This window comes from Thalassolituus oleivorans MIL-1, from assembly GCF_000355675.1.
Lineage (GTDB): Bacteria > Pseudomonadota > Gammaproteobacteria > Pseudomonadales > Oceanobacteraceae > Thalassolituus > Thalassolituus oleivorans.
The window spans coordinates 1723645-1743479 of the sequence record NC_020888.1 but is presented as its reverse complement, the minus strand read 5'-3'; the positions used below and the strand labels follow the sequence as shown (position 1 = coordinate 1743479).

General features: G+C 45.5%; 19 protein-coding genes. 6 read left to right on the top strand and 13 right to left on the bottom strand.

All coding sequences use genetic code 11. The annotated features are described in order from the left end of the window. The first annotated feature begins 287 nt into the window (after window positions 1-287). On the top strand, window positions 288-1574 hold the full coding sequence (pabB, locus tag TOL_RS07800; protein WP_015486777.1) for an aminodeoxychorismate synthase component I: 1287 nt from the start codon (window positions 288-290) through the stop codon (window positions 1572-1574). A 61-nt stretch (window positions 1575-1635) separates the two neighbouring features. On the opposite strand, the gene thrH is transcribed toward pabB, so the two are convergent. Further along, entirely contained in the window at window positions 1636-2253 is a 618-nt protein-coding gene (thrH, locus tag TOL_RS07795; protein ID WP_015486776.1) for a bifunctional phosphoserine phosphatase/homoserine phosphotransferase ThrH, read from the bottom strand. 201 nt (window positions 2254-2454) lie between these two features. On the opposite strand from thrH, the gene TOL_RS07790 reads away from it, so the two are divergent. Then, window positions 2455-3180, top strand: a complete 726-nt coding sequence (locus TOL_RS07790; RefSeq protein WP_015486775.1) for a phosphoadenylyl-sulfate reductase — start codon at window positions 2455-2457, stop codon at window positions 3178-3180. Between the two features lie 52 nt (window positions 3181-3232). On the opposite strand, the gene cysB is transcribed toward TOL_RS07790, so the two are convergent. After that, entirely contained in the window at window positions 3233-4207 is a 975-nt protein-coding gene (cysB, locus tag TOL_RS07785) for an HTH-type transcriptional regulator CysB (RefSeq protein ID WP_015486774.1), read from the bottom strand. A gap of 231 nt (window positions 4208-4438) precedes the next feature. Between cysB and TOL_RS07780 the strand changes: the two genes are divergently transcribed. The 3 genes from TOL_RS07780 (at window position 4439) to TOL_RS07775 (ending at window position 7030) form a co-directional block, all read left to right on the top strand. Next, window positions 4439-5212 carry a sulfite exporter TauE/SafE family protein gene (locus tag TOL_RS07780; RefSeq protein ID WP_015486773.1) on the top strand — a complete coding sequence of 258 codons (774 nt, stop codon included), beginning with the start codon at window positions 4439-4441 and terminating at the stop codon, window positions 5210-5212. A 134-nt stretch (window positions 5213-5346) separates the two neighbouring features. Next, a complete protein-coding gene (locus TOL_RS18740; protein ID WP_015486772.1) occupies window positions 5347-5523 on the top strand; it encodes a helix-turn-helix domain-containing protein in 177 nt (58 codons plus the stop codon). A 190-nt stretch (window positions 5524-5713) separates the two neighbouring features. Then, window positions 5714-7030, top strand: coding sequence for a 3-deoxy-7-phosphoheptulonate synthase (locus TOL_RS07775; RefSeq protein ID WP_015486771.1), 1317 nt, complete (start codon window positions 5714-5716; stop codon window positions 7028-7030). Between the two features lie 72 nt (window positions 7031-7102). On the opposite strand, the gene TOL_RS07770 is transcribed toward TOL_RS07775, so the two are convergent. The 6 genes from TOL_RS07770 to TOL_RS07745 all read right to left on the bottom strand — a co-directional run bounded on the left by TOL_RS07770 (window position 7103) and on the right by TOL_RS07745 (window position 15713). After that, the gene (locus TOL_RS07770; protein WP_015486770.1) at window positions 7103-7837 is read right to left on the bottom strand and encodes an MlaA family lipoprotein; all 735 of its coding nucleotides are present in this window, start codon (window positions 7835-7837) and stop codon (window positions 7103-7105) included. A gap of 53 nt (window positions 7838-7890) precedes the next feature. Further along, window positions 7891-8670: an HvfC family RiPP maturation protein gene (locus tag TOL_RS07765; RefSeq protein WP_015486769.1), complete on the bottom strand. Its 780-nt coding sequence runs from the start codon at window positions 8668-8670 to the stop codon at window positions 7891-7893. Next, window positions 8651-9523, bottom strand: a complete 873-nt coding sequence (locus TOL_RS07760; RefSeq protein ID WP_015486768.1) for an HvfB family MNIO-type RiPP peptide maturase — start codon at window positions 9521-9523, stop codon at window positions 8651-8653. Before TOL_RS07760 ends, TOL_RS07765 begins: the two co-directional genes overlap by 20 nt. A gap of 2 nt (window positions 9524-9525) precedes the next feature. Further along, complete coding sequence (locus tag TOL_RS07755; protein WP_015486767.1) at window positions 9526-9891, bottom strand: HvfA family oxazolone/thioamide-modified RiPP metallophore; 366 nt, start codon at window positions 9889-9891, stop codon at window positions 9526-9528. 107 nt (window positions 9892-9998) lie between these two features. After that, the gene (hrpA, locus tag TOL_RS07750; protein WP_015486766.1) at window positions 9999-13910 is read right to left on the bottom strand and encodes an ATP-dependent RNA helicase HrpA; all 3912 of its coding nucleotides are present in this window, start codon (window positions 13908-13910) and stop codon (window positions 9999-10001) included. A 123-nt stretch (window positions 13911-14033) separates the two neighbouring features. Further along, the gene (locus TOL_RS07745) at window positions 14034-15713 is read right to left on the bottom strand and encodes a long-chain-fatty-acid--CoA ligase (protein WP_015486765.1); all 1680 of its coding nucleotides are present in this window, start codon (window positions 15711-15713) and stop codon (window positions 14034-14036) included. Between the two features lie 457 nt (window positions 15714-16170). Here TOL_RS07745 and TOL_RS07740 point away from each other — a divergent pair, with 457 nt between their 5' ends. Then, the gene (locus TOL_RS07740) at window positions 16171-16650 is read left to right on the top strand and encodes a MaoC/PaaZ C-terminal domain-containing protein (RefSeq protein ID WP_015486764.1); all 480 of its coding nucleotides are present in this window, start codon (window positions 16171-16173) and stop codon (window positions 16648-16650) included. Between the two features lie 62 nt (window positions 16651-16712). Here TOL_RS07740 and TOL_RS07735 read toward each other — a convergent pair whose 3' ends face one another. The 5 genes from TOL_RS07735 to TOL_RS07715 form a co-directional block, all read right to left on the bottom strand. Then, on the bottom strand, window positions 16713-17672 hold the full coding sequence (locus tag TOL_RS07735) for an AgmX/PglI C-terminal domain-containing protein (protein ID WP_015486763.1): 960 nt from the start codon (window positions 17670-17672) through the stop codon (window positions 16713-16715). Next, complete coding sequence (locus tag TOL_RS07730; RefSeq protein ID WP_015486762.1) at window positions 17672-18172, bottom strand: ExbD/TolR family protein; 501 nt, start codon at window positions 18170-18172, stop codon at window positions 17672-17674. Before TOL_RS07730 ends, TOL_RS07735 begins: the two co-directional genes overlap by 1 nt. Next, window positions 18169-18684, bottom strand: coding sequence for an ExbD/TolR family protein (locus TOL_RS07725; protein WP_015486761.1), 516 nt, complete (start codon window positions 18682-18684; stop codon window positions 18169-18171). The genes TOL_RS07730 and TOL_RS07725 overlap by 4 nt, the downstream gene beginning before the upstream one ends. Before the next feature lie 14 nt (window positions 18685-18698). Then, on the bottom strand, window positions 18699-19358 hold the full coding sequence (locus TOL_RS07720; RefSeq protein ID WP_015486760.1) for a MotA/TolQ/ExbB proton channel family protein: 660 nt from the start codon (window positions 19356-19358) through the stop codon (window positions 18699-18701). Between the two features lie 155 nt (window positions 19359-19513). Then, window positions 19514-19834 (bottom strand): hypothetical protein, encoded by a 321-nt coding sequence (locus TOL_RS07715; protein WP_015486759.1) that lies wholly within the window; start codon window positions 19832-19834, stop codon window positions 19514-19516. Window position 19835: the final 1 nt, after the last annotated feature.

Here is a 19835-nt window from a genome sequence, read left to right as displayed (position 1 = left end):
CGCTGTGTGGGCGACCTATCATCAGTCTGCCAGATCTTCTTCAGTGAGTCACTGGAAACCGAATGACTTTATCAATGGGTTTCAATATTCTTAGCTTCGAGTTACCTCAGAAGCTGGATACCAATCTATTATGTGGCTTTGGTGTTGTCCACCACTTTTTTACAAAAAATTACGGAACATAGCCCTAAGAGCTCAAACAATGCTAGAATCACCGCTCCAGCAGTGAAATAAAATCCTTAAAAATCAAATAGTTAAGCTCAATTCACAACCCTTGATTCTGGCATAAAATGACACACGACAAACTCCCCTTTACACCAGCTAAGTTGTTGAATTGTTTAAGCTTTCTTGAGCATCCGATTTTACTACTCAATGGCCTTAGTGGTGTAAATTACACTTCCCTGACGGTTGGCCAATCTTCCCACCCCCCTAGATTCGCCATTTTGGGCCACAAGCCCTTAAAGTCCCTTAAGGTTGTTAAAGATACTGACTATTCCAGCCTTACTGTCTATCCAGACACGCAAACTAGTACGCGCTTTGAGCAGCCAGAGCACTTTATCTCTGGCTGGGCAGGTATCATTCATTACCCTCAATCACACGCCAGTGAACCCGAGGGGCTATTCAATTACTACGATGCATCTATATACCTAGATTTTGAAAGTGATGAATGCTTCCTGCTAAGTCACTACCCACTGACTGAAGAGCGTAAAAAAGAACTAAGCCAACTTCGAGAGATCGAGCCACAAAAAACTGCAATAAACGCAAGAAAATGGACTCCGGGCTGGACTAAGCGTCAATACCAAACAGCATTCGAGCGAGTTCAAGACTACCTGCTTGCTGGCGATTGCTATCAAGTTAACTTGGCTATGCCTTTCTTTTGCGGCGACGATCTAACAGATACCAATCCCCTCCCCTTATTAGAGGCATTCGACGCTCCTTTTTCCGGTTTTTTCAAAAACGATCGCTACTGGATTGCAACAGTATCTCCAGAACGATTCGTTAAGGTAGAAAATGGCATCATTACTACCAGCCCAATAAAAGGTACTAGCCCTCGCCATCCAGACCCTAAATGTGACGAAGCAAATCGCAATCAGCTTCTCGCCAGCGAAAAAAATCAAGCAGAGAACTTGATGATTGTAGATTTGTTAAGAAACGATTTAAGTAGATCTGCGGAGCCGCACAGCGTGAAGGTTGAAAAACTATTTGCGCTGGAGTCACATGCCAATGTGCACCATATGGTCAGTACCATTACTGCAAAACAGAAAGCGAGCCTTACCCCCATCGATGTTGTAAGAAATGCATTTCCGGGGGGCTCTATTACAGGCGCGCCCAAAGTTCGAGCAATGCAGATCATCGAGGAGCTTGAGCTACAAAACCGTGGGGCCTATTGCGGATCAATGGGATACTTTGATGATAGCGGTTTAACCGACTTCAATATTCTTATTCGGACGATTACGGCGACCAAAGATGGCGCTGTCTGCTGGGGAGGCGGAGGAATCGTTGTCGATTCAACCATGGACGACGAGTATCAAGAAATATTAAATAAAATAGGAAAGATTCTAGCGACACCTATTTAAATAATGCAGATACAAAAAATGGGGCATAAAGCCCCATTCCTTTGCGTAGTATTTGCTAAAATTACAACGTCAAATCGCGATTACTGGCCTTGATGAATTCTTTCTTCAAATCTTCGTAGGTATGAACCGCTGGGAATTGTGGAAACTCGTCGATCACATTTTGCGGGGCGTGAAACAAAATCCCTGCGTCAGCTTCGGCTAGCATCGTCGTATCATTGTAGGAATCGCCGGCCGCAATCGTACGGTAATAAATAGTTTGCAATGCACGAATAGATTGACGCTTTGGATCAGCCTGGCGAAGTTTGTAATCCGTCACTCGCCCAGTTTCATCGGTAATCAAACGGTGACAGAACAAGGTTGGAAAACCCAACTGGCGCATCAACGGCTGAGAAAATTCATAAAACGTATCCGACAAGATGATCACTTGAAAACGCTCACGCAACCAGTCTACAAACTCAACAGCCCCATCCAAAGGTTTTAAAGTTGCGATAACATCCTGAATGTCCTGTAACTTAAAGCCATGCTGATCAAGCAAGCCCAAACGCTGCTTCATTAATACGTCGTAATCCGGAATATCTCGCGTCGTCGCCTTGAGCGCATCAATACCGGTCTTTTCTGCAAACTCGATCCAGATTTCCGGAACCAGAACACCCTCAAGATCTAAACATGCGATTTCCATGACTACCCCATCAGTCAGATTGATTTAGCGCCGTACTCTAGCCAGAAGCCCATACAAACACAATACGAATGCGGCATTCAGTACGCTAAAGCGGAAGATTTTTCCATTAATGAAACTAAGAATATGCGTTTTTATTATTATTTGTACTAACAGTGGCATGGTAACCTAGTCGCAATTTCGATTAACACATCGGTTTAGAACATGAATAACGACTTAAAGGCACTAAACGAAGCCTTCACTGATAAACGCCCCAAAGATCTAATTCGCCACGCACTCGAACAACATAGTGCTATTGGAGTTTCCTTCAGCGGTGCTGAAGATGTCATATTGGTCGATATGGCAGTGAAATTGAACGCAAACGTCGATATTTTCACTTTAGATACAGGGCGTCTACACCCTGAAACCTATGAATTTATAGAGAAAGTGCGCAGTCATTACGGAATCAAAATTGACATCCGTACGCCAGAACAACAAGCACTGCAGACATTTGTGCGCGAAAAAGGCCTCTTTAGTTTTTACGAAGATGGCCATCAAGAATGTTGCGGCGTACGTAAAATCGCCCCTCTAAAAGCCAAGCTAGCGACATTGGATGCATGGATCACAGGCCAGCGCCGTGACCAGAGCCCAGGGACTCGCAATGATGTGAACTTGATAGAAATAGACAGCGCCTTTCAAGGAGCAAACGGCGAGCTAACCAAGTACAACCCTCTTGCACTTTGGACTTCAGCGCAGGTGTGGGAATACATCAAGATATTCGACGTGCCATTTAATAGCTTGCACCAGCAAGGCTTCGTCAGCATTGGCTGTCAGCCTTGTACACGCGCGACACTGCCGAATCAGCATGAACGCGAAGGCCGTTGGTGGTGGGAAGGTGCCAGCCACAAAGAATGCGGACTGCACGCAGGCAACATCATCAGTAAAGGCTAAACAGCCAACAAAAAAGGACGCCTAGGCGTCCTTTTTTAGTTAAGCAATTCAACTAATGGAGAGGCAAATCAACATTAGCAAACAAAGCATCTAATTCCTGACGATTATGGCACTGAGCCGCTTTTTCGATGACTTCACGCGTTAAATGAGGAGCAAAGGCAGCAATAAAATCAAACATAAAGCCGCGCAAGAATGTCCCCTTACGGAAACCAACCTTGGTCACACTGGAAGCAAACAAATGACTTGCATCCAAAGCCACAAGATCCTCATCTAAATCCTTATCCACCGCCATTGTAGCGACAATACCGATACCAACACCAAGACGCACATAGGTTTTGATGACATCAGAATCCGCTGCAGTAAAAGCAATACGAGGGGTTAAACCACGACTTTTAAATGCCTCATCCAGTTTCGAGCGCCCAGTAAAGCCAAACACATAAGTGACTAAGGGATAAGCTGCAACTTGCTCCAACGACGGCTTAGGATGTTGCGCCAAGGGATGATTTTTAGGGACAAGAATACTTCGATTCCAGCGATAGCAAGGCATCATAATCAAATCACCAAACAACTCCATGGCTTCTGTCGCTATCGCAAAATCAGTAGTGCCATTGGCAGCCATCTCTGCAATCTGCATTGGAGTGCCCTGGTGCATGTGTAAGGACACATCAGGATAGTGCTTCATAAAACCTTCGATTACACCCGGCAAAGCATAGCGAGCCTGAGTATGCGTCGTCGATATCGACAAGCTTCCGCGGCGCTCATCACTGTACTCTTGAGCCACCTGCTTAATGCTTTCTACTTTTCGTAGTATTTCGCCTGCCACCTGCAGAATCGACTCCCCTGCCGGAGTAATGCGGGTTAGATGCTTGCCACTACGAGCAAAAATCTCAACACCTAACTCGTCTTCTAACAAACGAATCTGCTTACTGATGCCTGGCTGAGATGTGTAAAGTACTTGAGCGGTCGCTGATACATTTAGATCGTGGTGAGCTACCTCCCAGATATAACGCAATTGCTGTAGCTTCATACTCCCTCCGATCCAACCTTTAAATTTGTTATAAAAATATAAACAAATATTCCTTTCCAGAATACATGCAAGTCTCTACATTGGCAGCAATTACTATAGAAGCATGAATATATACGCCACAAATTTGCCAAAATGACGACTAAACCGTAAGTAACGTCCTGCTAGTTTAGCCTACTCATCCTTGCGCATCCGCTTCCTTAGAGCCACAAGTATTACTGTAGACCATTTTTCATGGATATTTTGTTATATATAGCCGCCGGTGCAGCCGTTGGTCTGATCGTCGGCATTACCGGAATTGGCGGTGGGGCATTAATGACACCACTGCTACTTATGTTTGGTTTTCCACCGCACGTTGCCGTTGGCACAGACCTACTTTACGCCTCTCTCACCAAAGCAACAGGAGCGTGGAGTCATCACCAACAGCAGCATGTGCGCTGGGGCCTAGTTCGTCTGTTAGCCCTTGGTAGCATTCCTTCTGCAATCGTAACTGGCATTGCACTTACGTATCTTTTCACCGACGCAGATGACTATGGCCACCTTCTCAAAAACACATTAGGTGTAATGCTGATACTGACTGCCGTTGTTATCTTGCTGCGAGTTCGCATTCAGCGCTACGCTCAGCGCTATAATAATCGCAACTTAGCGCGTTATCGACCAGCAGCAACAATCACCATGGGCGTTCTCCTCGGTATTTTTGTCACCCTATCCTCTGTTGGCGCTGGCGCCATTGGCACGGCAGTTTTAATGATGCTTTACCCAGCATTACGATCGACCCACATTGTCGGAACGGATATTGCGCACGCCGTACCTTTAACCCTCACTGGCGGACTGATTCATATGCACATGGGGAACGTCGACTTTTTCCTATTAGGATCACTCCTCATTGGTTCCATTCCAGCGATCCATATCGGCGCCATCCTGAGTCGCAAAATGCCAGAAAAATTATTAAAGCCATTACTCGCGAGTTTACTCATGATACTTGGCGCTAAATACGCCTTCTTCTAACTAGGTAAATATCAAACGTGTAGCTCTCAAAGGAAATGGATTTGGCCATGGCAGGTTAGTCAGCAACAAATGCCGGCTCTTTGAGCAATGCCCGCAAAAGCGTTACTACACTCTTATAAAAGAGGAGATAACACGTGACGCAAAATCTACTAACCACAGAGCAAGTTTGTGACATTCTTGGCTTAAAGCCAGTAACAGTGAAGCGCTATGCCAAAGAAGGCCTTCTCGATAGCATTCCTGACAAAGGAAAACTGCTGTTTGAAGAAGAGAAAGTAAACAAGTTTAAAGCGCTTCAAGCCAAGCTTCGCTAACCCCCCACTGCTCTCGGTGAATTGCATCACAGATGCAATTCACCGCCCTGAAACACCCTGTTAACTTAACTTCCACCATTATTCAGCCTCGATGCCAGCTTAAATATTAAGCTAGCTAAACCTATTTACTTAAGTTTAAGTTGGTAGTAGTCTTTTAATCGTAAGCCTACTTATCATCACTGAGCTTAGTATGAAAACAAACGATGTCGTTCAATACTTCAAAACCAAAAGCGCCATCGCAAAAGCGTGTACCGATGACGGCTGGAAGCTAACCAGCGCTGCCGTATCCCAATGGGGGGATGAGCCTCCACTTGGCCGTCAGAAACAGATTGAAGCATTAACCAACGGAACATTACGTGCGAATGCGGACCAAGCAACCGCAGCGAAGCAAAATACAGACCTCACCAGCCCAAAAGCGCCAGGAACCGATATGACCGACAATCGCGTAGAAGATCTCAATATTGAATCGATCGTCCCGCTGATTACTCCAAATCAGCTAAAAAAAGAAATGCCTATTACGGATGCTGCCATCGCGAGTGTATGCAAAGGCCGCCAAGTCGTCCGTGACATCCTTGATCGCAAAGACCACCGCATATTCGTTGTGATCGGGCCTTGTTCAATTCACGATGTTGAAGCGGCAAAAGATTACGCCATGCGTCTGCGTGAATTAGCAGAAGAAGTAAGCGACACTTTATACTTGATCATGCGTGTTTACTTCGAAAAGCCACGCACGACAGTAGGCTGGAAAGGTTTAATCAACGACCCATACATGAATGATACGTTCAAAATTCATGATGGCCTGCATATTTCGCGCAAGCTATTGATCGATTTAGCTGAACTCGGCTTGCCTCTATCGACTGAAGCGCTGGATCCTATTTCGCCACAGTACTTACAAGACTTAATTACTTGGTCAGCAATTGGCGCACGTACTACCGAATCGCAAACTCATCGCGAAATGGCTTCTGGATTATCATCGGCTGTCGGATTCAAAAACGGCACTGACGGTAGCTTAACAGTGGCAACCAACGCCTTAATGTCAGTCGCTAACCCTCATCGTTTTCTGGGTATTGATCAGGCTGGCAGCGTGTCGATTGTCTCTACTAAAGGCAACCCATACGGTCACGTTGTGTTGCGCGGCGGTGGCGGCAAACCAAACTATGACTCAGTGAATGTTGCCCAAGCAGAGCAAGCGCTGGATAAATCGGATCTTATGAAAAACATCATGGTTGATTGCAGCCATGAAAACTCAAACAAGAATCCGGCATTGCAGCCACTGGTAATGGACAACGTCAGTAATCAAATACTCGATGGCAACAAATCTATTATTGGCTTAATGGTTGAATCAAACATCAAGCACGGTCGCCAGAATATCCCCGCCAATCTGTGTGATTTGGAATACGGCCTATCAGTAACCGATGGCTGTATTAGCTGGGAAGAAACTGAAGAAGCTATTCGCACTATGCGCGCTAAATTGAAAGATGTATTGCCAACTCGCGGCAAGCCATAAACTCCAAGAAAAATAAAAGCCCGCCTAGTATTACTAGGCGGGCTTTTTTTGTCTTAATGCTCCGGCTAACGATTATTCATCACCAAAGACATCAAATTCATCATCAAATGCATCCTCACTCACCCCATCGTTGATTAAATACTCACGACGCTGAAGGTAAGCGCTGCGGAAAAAGATGTACTTATCGCCACTAATCAGCCCTTCTGAGGCGATTAAATCGGAGCGCAGATCGACAATTTTCAACCCCAGTAATGCAGCATCCTGAGCATAATTATTGCCAAAATAGGCATAGCTCAAATTTGAAGAGTAATCGACTGCGTTGCCGGCCACATCTCGAACCGTACGAGGACCAAGGAACGGCAATACGATATATGGACCCGAACCAACCCCCCAATAACCAAGGGTTTGACCAAAATCTTCGTCATGGCGCTCTAATCCGATAGAACTTGCCACATCAAAAACCCCAAAAAAACCGACCGTAGAGTTGATAATAAACCGAGCGGTATCGGATAACGCTTGGGTCAATTTGAACTGGGCAACATCATTTGCAACAACTAAGACTTCACCAGCATTAGAGTACATACTGGTTACCGAATTATCGACAAATTCTGGAGTAATATAGTTATAACTAACGGCTACTGGGCGCAGAACGTAACGATCCAAACCATCATTAAAAGCAAAGACCTTGCGATTAAAGCCCTCCCAAGGATCGTTATTCTCCTCAAGAGCAACTACCTGTGCCGTCACCGAGCAAATTGCCAAGGCAAATAACGATGGTAGGGCCGACAAAGCACTTTTTGCTTTCATTGATTTTTCACCACACGATCGACAATCAAAATTTGCGTTCCATTGTAAACGAATTAAGCGTCACTATTTGAATCTATTCTGGCACCTAATAGTAAACCCTGTTCCTGCCACTGTTCTAATATTTGTAAACCGCCCTGCAAAGCCGTATCGGACAATCCCATACCAGCCTGATTCAACAGGGCAATAACCGCATCTTGACCGGTTAGTTCTTCGTCTTGAAGTATAACTAACAAGCCTAGAGTAAACGGATTCGTATGTAAAAACCGGACAGTATCATGTCGGTCTCGATAAACAATCAGTGCAGTGGCTTGTGGCAGTAACGCGGAATTAGCGGCAGAGGCATTGTGCACAGGGTATTGATAAAACGCCCCCTCGGTCGCCGCAGCTAATACGGGAACATGGCTGCTTAAATCGGCATTGGGATCAAAATCCCTAGGCTGCTCTACCTCAGCCACATCAACGGCCAATTCCAGCCACTCATAGTGAGCCAATTCCTTTAAGTAGGGTATATCATCAGCTTTCGGCGAATATTCTTGCGCCAAGAAGAGTAGGAATTCTTCACTGATCTTTAAAAAATACGGGGTGTGGCATTCATGCTTTAAGAAAAATTCTTCACTCAGCTCACGCCAGCGTTGCTCGCCAAGAATTTCTGCGCATACAGGAAAGGTAGAGTCGAGAAATCCACAGACATTGTTAAAGAATAAATCGCGATAAATTTTCAGCCGACGCGGTTCAATATCGCCAACTATTTCCGTTTCAACTGGCTGCTCACCACGGCTACGAATATACCGCGTAAATTGATACTGAATACTTTTAAACGGTATGGAGGACATTCGTTCTAGACTTCCCTTGATTCTCAACATCGTGTTGCAGAGAGCGAATTTGCTCTAACTCCGCAAATAAGTCTTCAACGGCAGGAAAGTTAAAATCGCGTTCAAGCAAGGTCGGTAACACGCCATGTATTTCATACGTCTGCTTTAATAGATCCCAGACAATATCCTTTACCGCATCGCCATGAGTATCGATGAGTAAATCCGGCGCTTCATCAAAATGCCCCGCAACGTGTAAATATCGAATACGCTCGGTTGGCATCGCCTTGATAAATGCCAATGCATCAGAACCATGATTAATACTATTCACGTAAACATTATTCACATCCAACAGCAAATCACAGTCCGCTTTATTAAGCACAGCAGCCACAAACTCAGCTTCCTCCATCGCCTTACCGGGCTCAGCATAAGCAGACACATTTTCGATAATTAATCTCTGGCCAAGAATATCTTGCACCTGACTAATACGATCAGCCACATAGTTTACGGCGTCATCAGTAAATGGAATCGGAAGCAAATCGTATAGATGCCCCTCATCACCGCAGTAACTCAGATGCTCGCTGTAAGCCAAAACACCATGCTCATCTAAAAAGCGTTTTACCTGACGAACAAAATTAAGGTCTAACGGCGCTGGACTACCAATAGAAAGCGACAAACCATGGCATAAGAAGTCATACCGTTCGGTATAACTTCTTAACGAATGCGCTAATCGTCCACCCAACCCAATCCAATTTTCTGGAGCAATCTCCATAAAATCAACCGGCAAATGCTCATGCTCGGACAAGGGAGCCATTAACCCCCTTCTCAACCCAAGCCCAGCACCTTGAACATGACGATTAAACGCAGACTTATCCATAATTACTGCTTAGCGCCGCACTTACCTTCGCCACACTTACCTTCATGGGCAGCTTTCTTTTCTGCGCCACATTTGCCTTCGCCTTCAGACTTGGCGCCGCACTTGCCTTCGTGTGCAGCTTTCTTTTCCGCGCCACATTTGCCTTCGCCGCACTTGCCTTCGCCTTCAGACTTAGCACCACACTTGCCTTCAGCTTCAGACTTGGCGCCACACTTACCTTCTTCATGATGAGCCGCAAGTTTGTAGCCAGACTGCAATTCAGCAGAAGCAAATGGGTTCTCAGCAGCACTGGCCGCAGGTGCTTGAGCGATAGCAGCGATAAAAGCGGTACCCAAAATTGCACTTACTGATTTGATAGACTTGTTCATAAATTATTCCTTGTGAGTTAGCAGTCAAGTATTGCATCGTTAACATACGATAACCAATGATACGATTTTAATCACATATTGGATGCGTGCGCTATAAAATATTTGACTTATCCACCCTGCACTATATCAGCCCAGCGTTTTTGCAGGCGCTTAAGAGAAACTGGCTCCTGAGTACCTAACGGCTGTGCGAATAACGATATCCGCAACTCCTCGAGCAACCAGCCAAATTCGACTAATGTACTACGCAACGCAGCATCATTCTTTTCAGTCAAATCTCGCCAAGGCGTATAAATTGACTCAAACTCAATCATAGATTGGCGATCTCTGGGTAAATTACCCTGCAATTTATCCAAGCGATACTCTATCCCTTTCAAGTAACGACTATATGATTTCAATCGAGGCCAATCAGCCTTTAGCATGAAGCCCCGCTCCAGTAACCGCTCTAAATGTGCTTTTGCATCACTGAAGGCCATTGCCTTGTCTAGTGAAACAGCCCCGCGCATATGCTTCAGTATTTGATGACGAATTTTTAGCCACTCCACAAACAATCCCATCAAGGTTTCTGCGTGGGCCCACAACTCACCACGGCGATCTAAACGTTGATTAAATTCGTCTTCATTTCTCGGCAACGGTTCGGATTGAGGTAACAATATATGAGCAAATACCGCCGACAATAAATCATTTACCAGCTCTGATTCACTACCCAATCCTTTAGCCAGCAACCAATGAGGCTTCATTGACTTTTGAATTAATTGTTTAATATCTCGTTCTTGAGGGGACAAGGATTGCCGCAACAAATGCAATACACCTTCACGATGTGATTGCAAGGCAGCATCCGAGTCGGCTTCAACCGTCAGCTCGACACCGCTTTTAGTTGCTTTTAGGCAAGGGAAAGCACGAACAGGTAAACCATTGATTTTAGTTTCTGTCGCCGTCGGTAATGAACCGAAATCCCATTTCTGAATATCTGAACGCTGATATCGGTCATCACTCAAGGTGAGCATTTGAACCTGGCCTGCGTCACCAAATCGCTCAATCAAGGCACGTAGATCGCGCCCCTGCTCTACTTGTTTTCCATCTTGCACAATGCGAATGTTCATTTGAAGGTGTGCTTCTAACTGACCGTTTTGCAGAACATCCAGTTCAATTTTTGGTCTTAAAGTTCGATTAATAAACTCAAGTAATTGCACAAACAATCCGCCAGCATCAGGATTTGCTTGCCGGAGAAACTCAGTCGCAGTGTCTGGCACAGGGACAAATTGCTTACGAATGTTCTTCGGCAGGCCTTTAATGATGGCTATCACTTTATTGGCGACAAGTCCGGGGACGAGCCATTCAATACGAGATTCAGGCACTTGCCGTAACATCGCCAAAGGCACTGTTAGCGTAACACCATCATCACTGGCGCCCGGTGCAAATGAATAAGACAATGGAAATGCCAACCCTTGCCACTCCAACTCAGCTGGATAGGCATCAACACCAATACCCGATGCCTGCGGACTTAACAGCATATCTCGAGTAAATTGAACCGAACTCTGCTCTACTTTTGAGGCCTTGTTATACCAACGCTCAATATCGCGAGCGCTAAACAAATGAGTCGGTAAATGAGCACGATAAAAATCTGCTAAATAGGCATCATCTAATACTAAATCTCGCCGGCGAGCTTTTTCTTCATATTCAGTCACATCACGCAATAGCCGGATATTATCTTGATAGAATCCCACTCGACTCTTTAATCGCTGAGCAACTAAACCTTCTGTAATTAAAATTTCACGCGCTTCTTCAGGATGGGTAGTCGCGTAATTAACCCGCTTTTTCGGATTAACTATTAAGCCATATAACGTACTTTGCTCAAACGCCAAAACTTGCCCACGTTGCGTACTCCAGTGCGGCTCAAAATATTGATATTTTAATAACGGCTTGCCTATCTCTTCGATCCACTCAGGTTCGATTTTGGCTAACGTTCGAGCATAGAGCCGAGAGGTCTCAACCATCTCTGCTGCCATTACCCATTTAGGAGCCTTCTTATAAATACTGGAACCTGGGAATAAAAAGAAACGACGATTTCGTGCGCCTAAATATTCTTGCCCCTCAGCCTTGAAACCGATCTGACTTAACATGCCAGACAATAGCGCTTTATGTACGGCTTCGTAATTAGCGCTTTCGTCTCGCTCTTTAAGACCTAATTCCTTGCATACAATATGTAACTGGCGGTGAATATCACGCCACTCACGCATGCGCATAAATGATAGAAAATGCTTAGTACACCATTTACGCAATTGATTTTGAGTCAATGCTTGACGTTCAACTTCGTAGGCATTCCATAAATTAATCATGGCAACAAAATCTGAGTCGTCATCCGCCCAGAGTTTATGTTTTTCAGCTGCTGCTTGTTGCTTCTCTGGTGGACGCTCGCGCGGATCTTGTACCGTCATAGCCGAAGCAATAATTGTTAGTTCGCGCACGCACTGCTGCTTATCGGCTTCCATTAATAAACGTGCAATACGGGGGTCTAATGGCAAGCGAGCCATTCGTTGACCGAGAGGCGTGATACGCTTTTTCGCATCAACCGCTTCCAGCTCCGCCAACAAAGTAAAACCGTCTTTTACAAAGCGCTCATCAGGTGCATCAACAAAGGGGAAATCGCGAATATCGCCTAAACGCAAATCCAGCATTTGTAAAATAACAGACGCTAAATTGGTTCGACGAATCTCTGGATCAGTAAATTCCGAACGAGCTATAAAATCTTGTTCTTCATATAAACGAATGCAAATCCCCGGAGACGTTCGCCCGCATCGACCAGCCCTTTGATTCGCACTGGCTTGAGAAACCGCCTCAACCGGTAAACGCTGAACTTTACTGCGATAGCTATAACGACTGATACGGGCAACGCCAGAATCAATAACATATTTAATACCCGGAACCGTTAACGAGGTCTCGGCTACGTTCGTGCTCAGGACAACACGACGACCGCCGTGGGGCTTGAAAATTCGTTGTTGATCAGCGCCACTCAAACGTGCATAAAGTGGCAATATATCCGTGGCAGGCAAATCGCTACGACGCAGAAATTCGGTGCATTCCCGAATCTCACGCTCACCCGGCAGAAATACTAAAACATCACCCGGCTGACCGTTTTTGCTGTCTTCCAAGCGTAATTCATCTAAAGCATCGCGAACACCTTCAAACAAGGATCTATCTTCTTCGTCTTCGCTGATGCGCACCAAAGGCCGATAACGCATTTCCACAGGAAAAGTACGGCCCGATACTTCAATAATCGGCGCATTATCAAAGTGTTTTGAAAACCTCTCAACATCAATAGTAGCGGACGTAATAACCAGCTTTAAATCACGACGTTTTTGCAGTAATTGATGTAAATAACCGAGTAGAAAATCAATATTTAGACTGCGCTCATGCGCCTCGTCAATAATGATGACATCGTATTCATTAAGAAAACGATCTCCTTGAGTCTGGGCTAGTAAGATACCATCGGTCATCACTTTAATGCGGCTATCGTCTTGGCTCTGATCGGTAAATCGAACTTGATAACCTACCGCCTGACCAAGCGGTGTTTGCAATTCATCGGCGATGCGTTGTGCAACTGCACGCGCAGCCAACCGACGCGGTTGAGTATGGCCAATACGCCCGAAGCGACCCAATCCCGCTTCAATACATAACTTTGGTAACTGTGTGGTTTTACCCGAACCCGTTTCACCAGCAATAACAACGACCTGATGATTTTGAATTGCCTGCAAAATATCATCGCGGCGCTCACTCACAGGTAGGTCGGGATAGGTTAATGCTAGTGGCTGTGAACGTGATGCAACCACTTGCTGGCTACGCTGAATTCGAGCAATGAGCTTTTCGGTATCCTTGATCAAGGTGGCATTTGTAGCTTCATCATCAGCTGCGCGACCTTTCGATAAGGCTTCCAAGCGCTTCACCTGCTGACGCAACGAATGACGATCTTTAATCAGGCACTGATCCACAGCCTTGTACAACTCAGGGAGATCAAGCTTCATGCGTACTCTTCACCATTTTCTATAAATGCCATTAAACAAAAACGCCCCATATCAAGTGATATGAGGCGTCATTGTAACACTCTCGTAGCGAGCATCGCTCGCCAACCAGAGGGTTAAGTTTACTTACTTGTGCTTAGCGAGTTCAGCATCGCGCAGTTCACGGCGTAAAATCTTACCAACGTTGGTCTTTGGCAATTCATCGCGGAATTCAACAAAACGCGGGACTTTATAGCCAGTAAGGTTTTCACGAGCAAAAGCGATAACGTCTTTATCGGTAAGCGCAGGATTTTTAGAAACCACGAACACTTTAACCGCTTCAGAACTCTTAGGATCAGGAATACCAATCGCTGCTGCTTCAACAATATCAGGATGCGCCACAATCACTTCTTCAACTTCGTTTGGATAAACGTTGAAGCCAGAAACAATGATCATATCTTTCTTACGGTCAACGATTTTCATATAACCGTCTTCCATAATCACAGCCATATCGCCTGTTTTAAGCCAACCATCTTCAGTAATAGTTTCCGCAGTGGCTTCTGGACGCTGCCAGTAACCTTTCATAACTTGCGGACCTTTAACACAAAGCTCACCAGGTTCTCCGATTGGTAACTCATTACCTTCTTCGTCAATCACCTTACAGGTAGTCCCTGGAACAGGCATACCAATAGTGCCTAGCTTGATGTTGTGATAAGGGTTAAACGAAACCACAGGAGAAGTTTCTGTCATACCAAAGCCTTCAGCAATGTCACAACCAGTCACTTTCTTCCATTGATCCGCAGCATCTTTTGTTAACGCCATACCACCAGAGATGGTCAGCTTTAACTTGCTGAAATCAATATTGCGGAAATCTTCTTGTCCACATAACGCAACAAACAAGGTGTTCAAACCAACGAAGCCACTGAATGGTTGACCTTGCAGAGTTTTAATAAAGCCCGGAATATCACGAGGGTTAGGAATCAGTACTGAGTGATTCCCCGTCTCTAGCAACACCATACAGTGCACTGTAAAGGCGTAAATATGGTAAAGCGGCAGAGGAGCAATGATGGTTTCTTGACCTTCTTCCAACACCATAGTGAAGATGCCATGACACTGCAGCATGTTCGCCATCAGATTGCGATGAGTTAACATAGCACCTTTAGCAACGCCGGTAGTACCACCGGTGTATTGCAGCACCGCTACATCTTCTGCATCAACATGTACTGGCGTATAGGATTTACCAGCACCTTTACTCAGCGCAGCGCGCAGACCTACAGCGCCGGGAATATTGAAATCCGGCACTTCTTTTTTAACGTATTTCAAAACGCTGTTAATCAAAATGCGTTTTACGGCACCGTGCATGTCACCAACATTGGTAACAATAACGTGCTTAATACCCGTTTTTGGAATTACATGGGCAGCTTTATCCGCCATGTTTGCCAGTACAACCAGCGCTTTAGCGCCTGAGTCGTTGAACTGGTGTTCCATTTCACGTTCGGTGTAGAGTGGATTGGTGTTCACAACCACCATACCTGCGCGCATCGCGCCGAACACAACAACGGGATATTGCAAAATATTCGGCAGTTGCACCGCAACTCGATCACCGGCCTGCAAGGTAGTTTCATTTTGTAAATAAGCTGCGAAAGCCGCACTCTTTTCATCTAGCTCGGCATAGGTCAGTACTTGGCCTAAGCATGAAAATGCTGGACGCTCGGCAAACTTCTTAACGAAGCCATTAAAGATCTCGACGACTGATTCATGCTGATCAACGTTAACCGTGGTTGGATAACCTTCCGGATAGCGCTCTTGGAAAAACTCAACGTTCATACCACCTCCTAATAAACCCTGACAAAATTATCGTTATGTTCAGAGTTTGTGAAAATCAGACGACCAATCTACTCCCCTAAAGCAGATATGCAGGCCGAAAAGCGTTCCGGAGTTTAACTGTTTTCCTCGAGTGCGGCAAAACAGTCAGGAGGCTATTTGAATAAAAGTGCGCAAGTTTGACATGAGAAATGCATTTCTCAGCCAATGACAAGAATAAACGATCAATTTATGCACAATTCATGGTCAGTAATGCGGCAATTAGAGACTCGCTGCTACTACTGACCAATCTAACAGACGATAGAAAGTAACTCGTCGTCTTTGGAAAGAAATTTGTAATAAACACGGCACACACTAAAGCTTCTCGATCTATACTTAATGCCTATTCGTTTCAGCGACCCATGCGTTACAAGATACGATATTGGCCAATACACAGTTACCAACAAGATTAGGATGATCCATGACCAGCATATCTAACCGCCCTTTCGATGAAATTGTCATTGGAGAGCAATGCCAGCGAACGCACACAGTTACCGAGCGTGATCTCGTCTTATTTGCTGCGGTATCCGGCGACCACAACCCTGTGCACCTTGATGCTGAATACGCAGCAACAACTGCTTTTGGCGGCCAGATCGCTCATGGTATGTTTACCGGCGGGTTGATTTCAGCAGCTCTGGCGATGCAACTGCCAGGACCCGGCACTGTTTACATGGGTCAGACCTTGTCATTCAGAAAGCCCGTCATGATCGGCGATTCACTGACCGTTGTATTAACGGTACGAGAAAAACATACTGAAAAGCCTATCGTCACCCTCGATTGCAGCGTGACCAATCAGCATGGGAAAACAGTTGCCACTGGTGAGTCGGTGGTTATGGCACCAACAACGAGTGTTACGATCGATACGCCGGATCTGCCCAATATCAGCATTAATGGCAAGTGATTTAAGCGCAAAATTTAGACATAAAAAAAGCCGCAAACGCGGCTTTTTTTATTTGGCTTAAATTATGGATTAAATCGGATTGGATACTCCGCTTTCGTCACATCTAGGCCAGGTCGATCTTCAAATTGCATCTGACGACATTTCGATTCTAATCGACGAATCAACTTGTCATCTTTCAACTCGCTCTTGATCGCCTTACATTCACTAACGCTGCCGTTAGGCTCGATGACTAGGGCTAAGGTTACAGCACCCGCCAACGTTGGATTTGCTCGCAAAGCTCCGCGATAAATCCGATCGTAATGAACGTTGTAGGTTTCAAACGCTAGACGCAACTCTTCTTGGCTACGCTTGCGCGACTCCTTGGTCTGTGCGACCTGTTCTGGTGTTAACTCCACAGCTGTTAACGTACGATCAGACAAAGTCTCACCCGCGGTTGCTGTCGTTAATGTCGCAACATCAACACCACCAGAGCTGCGCGAAGCTGCCGCACGATCAACCACAGAACCCACATTCGTCGCCTTATTACCCGCATTACTCAAACCGGAACTTGAGGTCTTCAGGGCAGCAACAGGAACTTCTGAGCGCAAACTACTTAAAGCTGCCAAAGCATCAGCACCGAAAGCTTCTTTCGCTTTCTCTTTCGCCGCTGCGCGCTTCTCTTCCGTTGCTTTCACTTCTGGCTTACGCTCAGGTTTAGGCTCTGGTTTTGGTAGCGGTTTAGGCTCAGGCTTTGGTTCGGGCTTAGGCTCTGGTATCGGTTCAGGCTTTGGCTCGACTTTCGGCTCTGGCTTCGGCTCAGGTTTTGGTGGTTTCACCACTTCCTTCTTTTTACGTTCAATCATCTTGGCCAATTGTGGCGGTATCTTTTCTAACTCGCTGCGATCTTTCTCCGGCAAATTAATCAAAGGTACAGCAATACTGGTAACCAATACGATCAGCAACAATACCCACAAAAAGGCGCGAAAACGGCGGCCGTCGCCACTATCACTCCAAGGTAATTCAGGAGGACGATACTGCGACATTACGCACCCCCTGGCTGCAGTTGATTAACAGCAAGCGAGATGTTGTTGAACCCAGCTTTCGAACAGGTATTCATTACCTTTTTTAACACAGCGTAAGCAGTCCCTTTATCACCAACAATAGTAATAGGACGACCTTGCTCCTCAAGCTCGGGAGGCAAAGGCTTGCGTGCGGCGCGGTAATCTAGCTCTTGCTTTAAAGCTGCGATTAAATCCGCAGGATCTTTACTCAAGGATGCAACCGAAGCCACAACTCGCCCTTGAACAAGAACATCTTCGCGAGTCACTAATACCGTCAATTGATCATCAGGCTTGTTTTCAGCCAGCGACACCGGTAGCTCAACCGTATCCGTATTTTGCACTTCTACTTCTGACTGGTTCACCATCAAGAAAAACACCAAAATGGTGAAAATATCCATCAGGGCCGTCAAGTTTAAGCTGCTTTTATTGGCGTTACGCTTATGGTTGCGCTGCATTCGTTTTGCACGACGAGACATCTTCATGGTGTCACCTCCGTGCTCTCAGCATCACCCAGCGAAATATCCGGAAATAGCACAGCATCGACCAGCGACGCCGCAACTACGGCAGGATAAATACGCGCAGTATCCATTACTGTTACCAAGGTTTGATAATCAACATCGGACTCCGGCAGTAAAACGATGTCCGTTTTATCTGCGAATACTGGGTTTTTCTTCACATCTTGTAATGCGCTAGATAAACCTTCGAAATCGAATTTATCACCAATTTTTGGCAACTCTTTTAAAGATTCTGTTTGCTCCATATAAGTACGAGAGATAACAAAACCCGTTTTTCGAATTGTCACTTCAAGCGTGACATCCTCGGGATTAATCACTGCCGGATCATTTTGATCACCGGTAGGAAGCCTGAGATCTAACACCGCAAGCTGAGAGAACACCATGTTCAACAGCAATACTGGCACTAGTACAATCATCAGGTTCATAAAGGATGTTACGTTGAGCTCCGCCTCTTCTTTTAATCGCTTATGGCGTCTCATCGGAAGCTAAACCTTTATTGACCGTTATTACCAGGAGTACCGTTTTGGCCAGCTTTACGCTCAGTGATGATGTTAAGAAACTTCACCCCAGCCATTTCGATACTATCAACGATTTCGCTGGTTTTAGTTTGTAGATAACTGTGCATTAACAGCAAAGGAATAGCGGCAATCAAACCGAATGCTGTGGTGTTCATCGCAACCGAAATACTCTGAGACAACAGCGTCGCCTTCTCGGCAGGTGCTGCGTTTGCAACCGCGGTAAAGGCCGCAATCAAACCCATAATGGTGCCTAAAAGGCCCATCAGAGTAGCAATGTTCGCGAGTGTTGCTACGTATTGTGTGCGCTTTTCTAATTGCGGAATTGCTTCCATCAAACCTTCTTCTAACGCGTATTCAATTTCTTCACGACGTTGTGAACCAGGAATACGAGCGATACCCGCAGCAAAGATATTGCCGATATGGGTATTAGACGAATTGGCGTAATTCAAGGCGCTGCGTAAGTCACGCTTTTGCAACATAGGGAGAAGTTCATCAAAGGCACTGCGGTTTCCTGATTTCTCTTTCAATAGAAAAAAGAAACGCTCCAGAGAAATCGCTAAACCAATCGCCATAATGATCGCGATTGGCACCATGAAGGCACCGCCCTCTTGGAAAAAACGAATGATAGTATCCATGACATCTCCACTTAACTTTTTGTTGTTTTACATGCAATAAACGAGACGCAAAAATCTCGTTAAACTTGGTTATAAAGGCCAGCAATATTAAACAATGCAACGCCTCATGCTTCTGTCTGATTTAACCATTAAATAACAGTTAAAAGAACCGTGAATCACTTCACTTCTAACAATTCTTTCAAACGAGTGAGATGTTCCGGCTTCTCAGTATAAAGTTCACCGTAACGCATCTCGCGCCCTAAACTATCCCGACTTATTGGCTGAAACCAATGGCGAGAATAACTCGTTACAGGCTCATACAAACGCCCTGTACCTGGAGGTGGCTGCCACGCAGTTACATACAATACGTTTGGATTCTCGCTATTACCTTTAATCGAGATACCTTGCAAACGGACGACACCGTCATCCTCCTCAGCCCAAGTGAGGGAAGAGATCATCAGGATGAATAAGCTGCTTATTAGTATCAGTAAACGCATT

Excerpts from the sequence above, each read along its gene's own strand:
- TOL_RS07730 (WP_015486762.1), bottom strand. The coding sequence starts at position 18,172 with ATGAAGATGTCTCGTCGTGCAAAACGAATGCAGCGCAACCATAAGCGT.
- TOL_RS07775 (WP_015486771.1), top strand. The coding sequence starts at position 5,714 with ATGAAAACAAACGATGTCGTTCAATACTTCAAAACCAAAAGCGCCATC.
- pabB (WP_015486777.1), top strand. The coding sequence starts at position 288 with ATGACACACGACAAACTCCCCTTTACACCAGCTAAGTTGTTGAATTGT.
- TOL_RS07790 (WP_015486775.1), top strand. The coding sequence starts at position 2,455 with ATGAATAACGACTTAAAGGCACTAAACGAAGCCTTCACTGATAAACGC.
- thrH (WP_015486776.1), bottom strand. The coding sequence starts at position 2,253 with ATGGAAATCGCATGTTTAGATCTTGAGGGTGTTCTGGTTCCGGAAATC.
- TOL_RS07760 (WP_015486768.1), bottom strand. The coding sequence starts at position 9,523 with ATGGATAAGTCTGCGTTTAATCGTCATGTTCAAGGTGCTGGGCTTGGG.
- TOL_RS07735 (WP_015486763.1), bottom strand. The coding sequence starts at position 17,672 with ATGTCGCAGTATCGTCCTCCTGAATTACCTTGGAGTGATAGTGGCGAC.
- TOL_RS07765 (WP_015486769.1), bottom strand. The coding sequence starts at position 8,670 with ATGTCCTCCATACCGTTTAAAAGTATTCAGTATCAATTTACGCGGTAT.
- TOL_RS07715 (WP_015486759.1), bottom strand. The coding sequence starts at position 19,834 with ATGCGTTTACTGATACTAATAAGCAGCTTATTCATCCTGATGATCTCT.
- TOL_RS07770 (WP_015486770.1), bottom strand. The coding sequence starts at position 7,837 with ATGAAAGCAAAAAGTGCTTTGTCGGCCCTACCATCGTTATTTGCCTTG.
- TOL_RS07780 (WP_015486773.1), top strand. The coding sequence starts at position 4,439 with ATGGATATTTTGTTATATATAGCCGCCGGTGCAGCCGTTGGTCTGATC.
- hrpA (WP_015486766.1), bottom strand. The coding sequence starts at position 13,910 with ATGAAGCTTGATCTCCCTGAGTTGTACAAGGCTGTGGATCAGTGCCTG.
- cysB (WP_015486774.1), bottom strand. The coding sequence starts at position 4,207 with ATGAAGCTACAGCAATTGCGTTATATCTGGGAGGTAGCTCACCACGAT.
- TOL_RS07720 (WP_015486760.1), bottom strand. The coding sequence starts at position 19,358 with ATGGATACTATCATTCGTTTTTTCCAAGAGGGCGGTGCCTTCATGGTG.
- TOL_RS07755 (WP_015486767.1), bottom strand. The coding sequence starts at position 9,891 with ATGAACAAGTCTATCAAATCAGTAAGTGCAATTTTGGGTACCGCTTTT.
- TOL_RS07740 (WP_015486764.1), top strand. The coding sequence starts at position 16,171 with ATGACCAGCATATCTAACCGCCCTTTCGATGAAATTGTCATTGGAGAG.
- TOL_RS07745 (WP_015486765.1), bottom strand. The coding sequence starts at position 15,713 with ATGAACGTTGAGTTTTTCCAAGAGCGCTATCCGGAAGGTTATCCAACC.
- TOL_RS07725 (WP_015486761.1), bottom strand. The coding sequence starts at position 18,684 with ATGAGACGCCATAAGCGATTAAAAGAAGAGGCGGAGCTCAACGTAACA.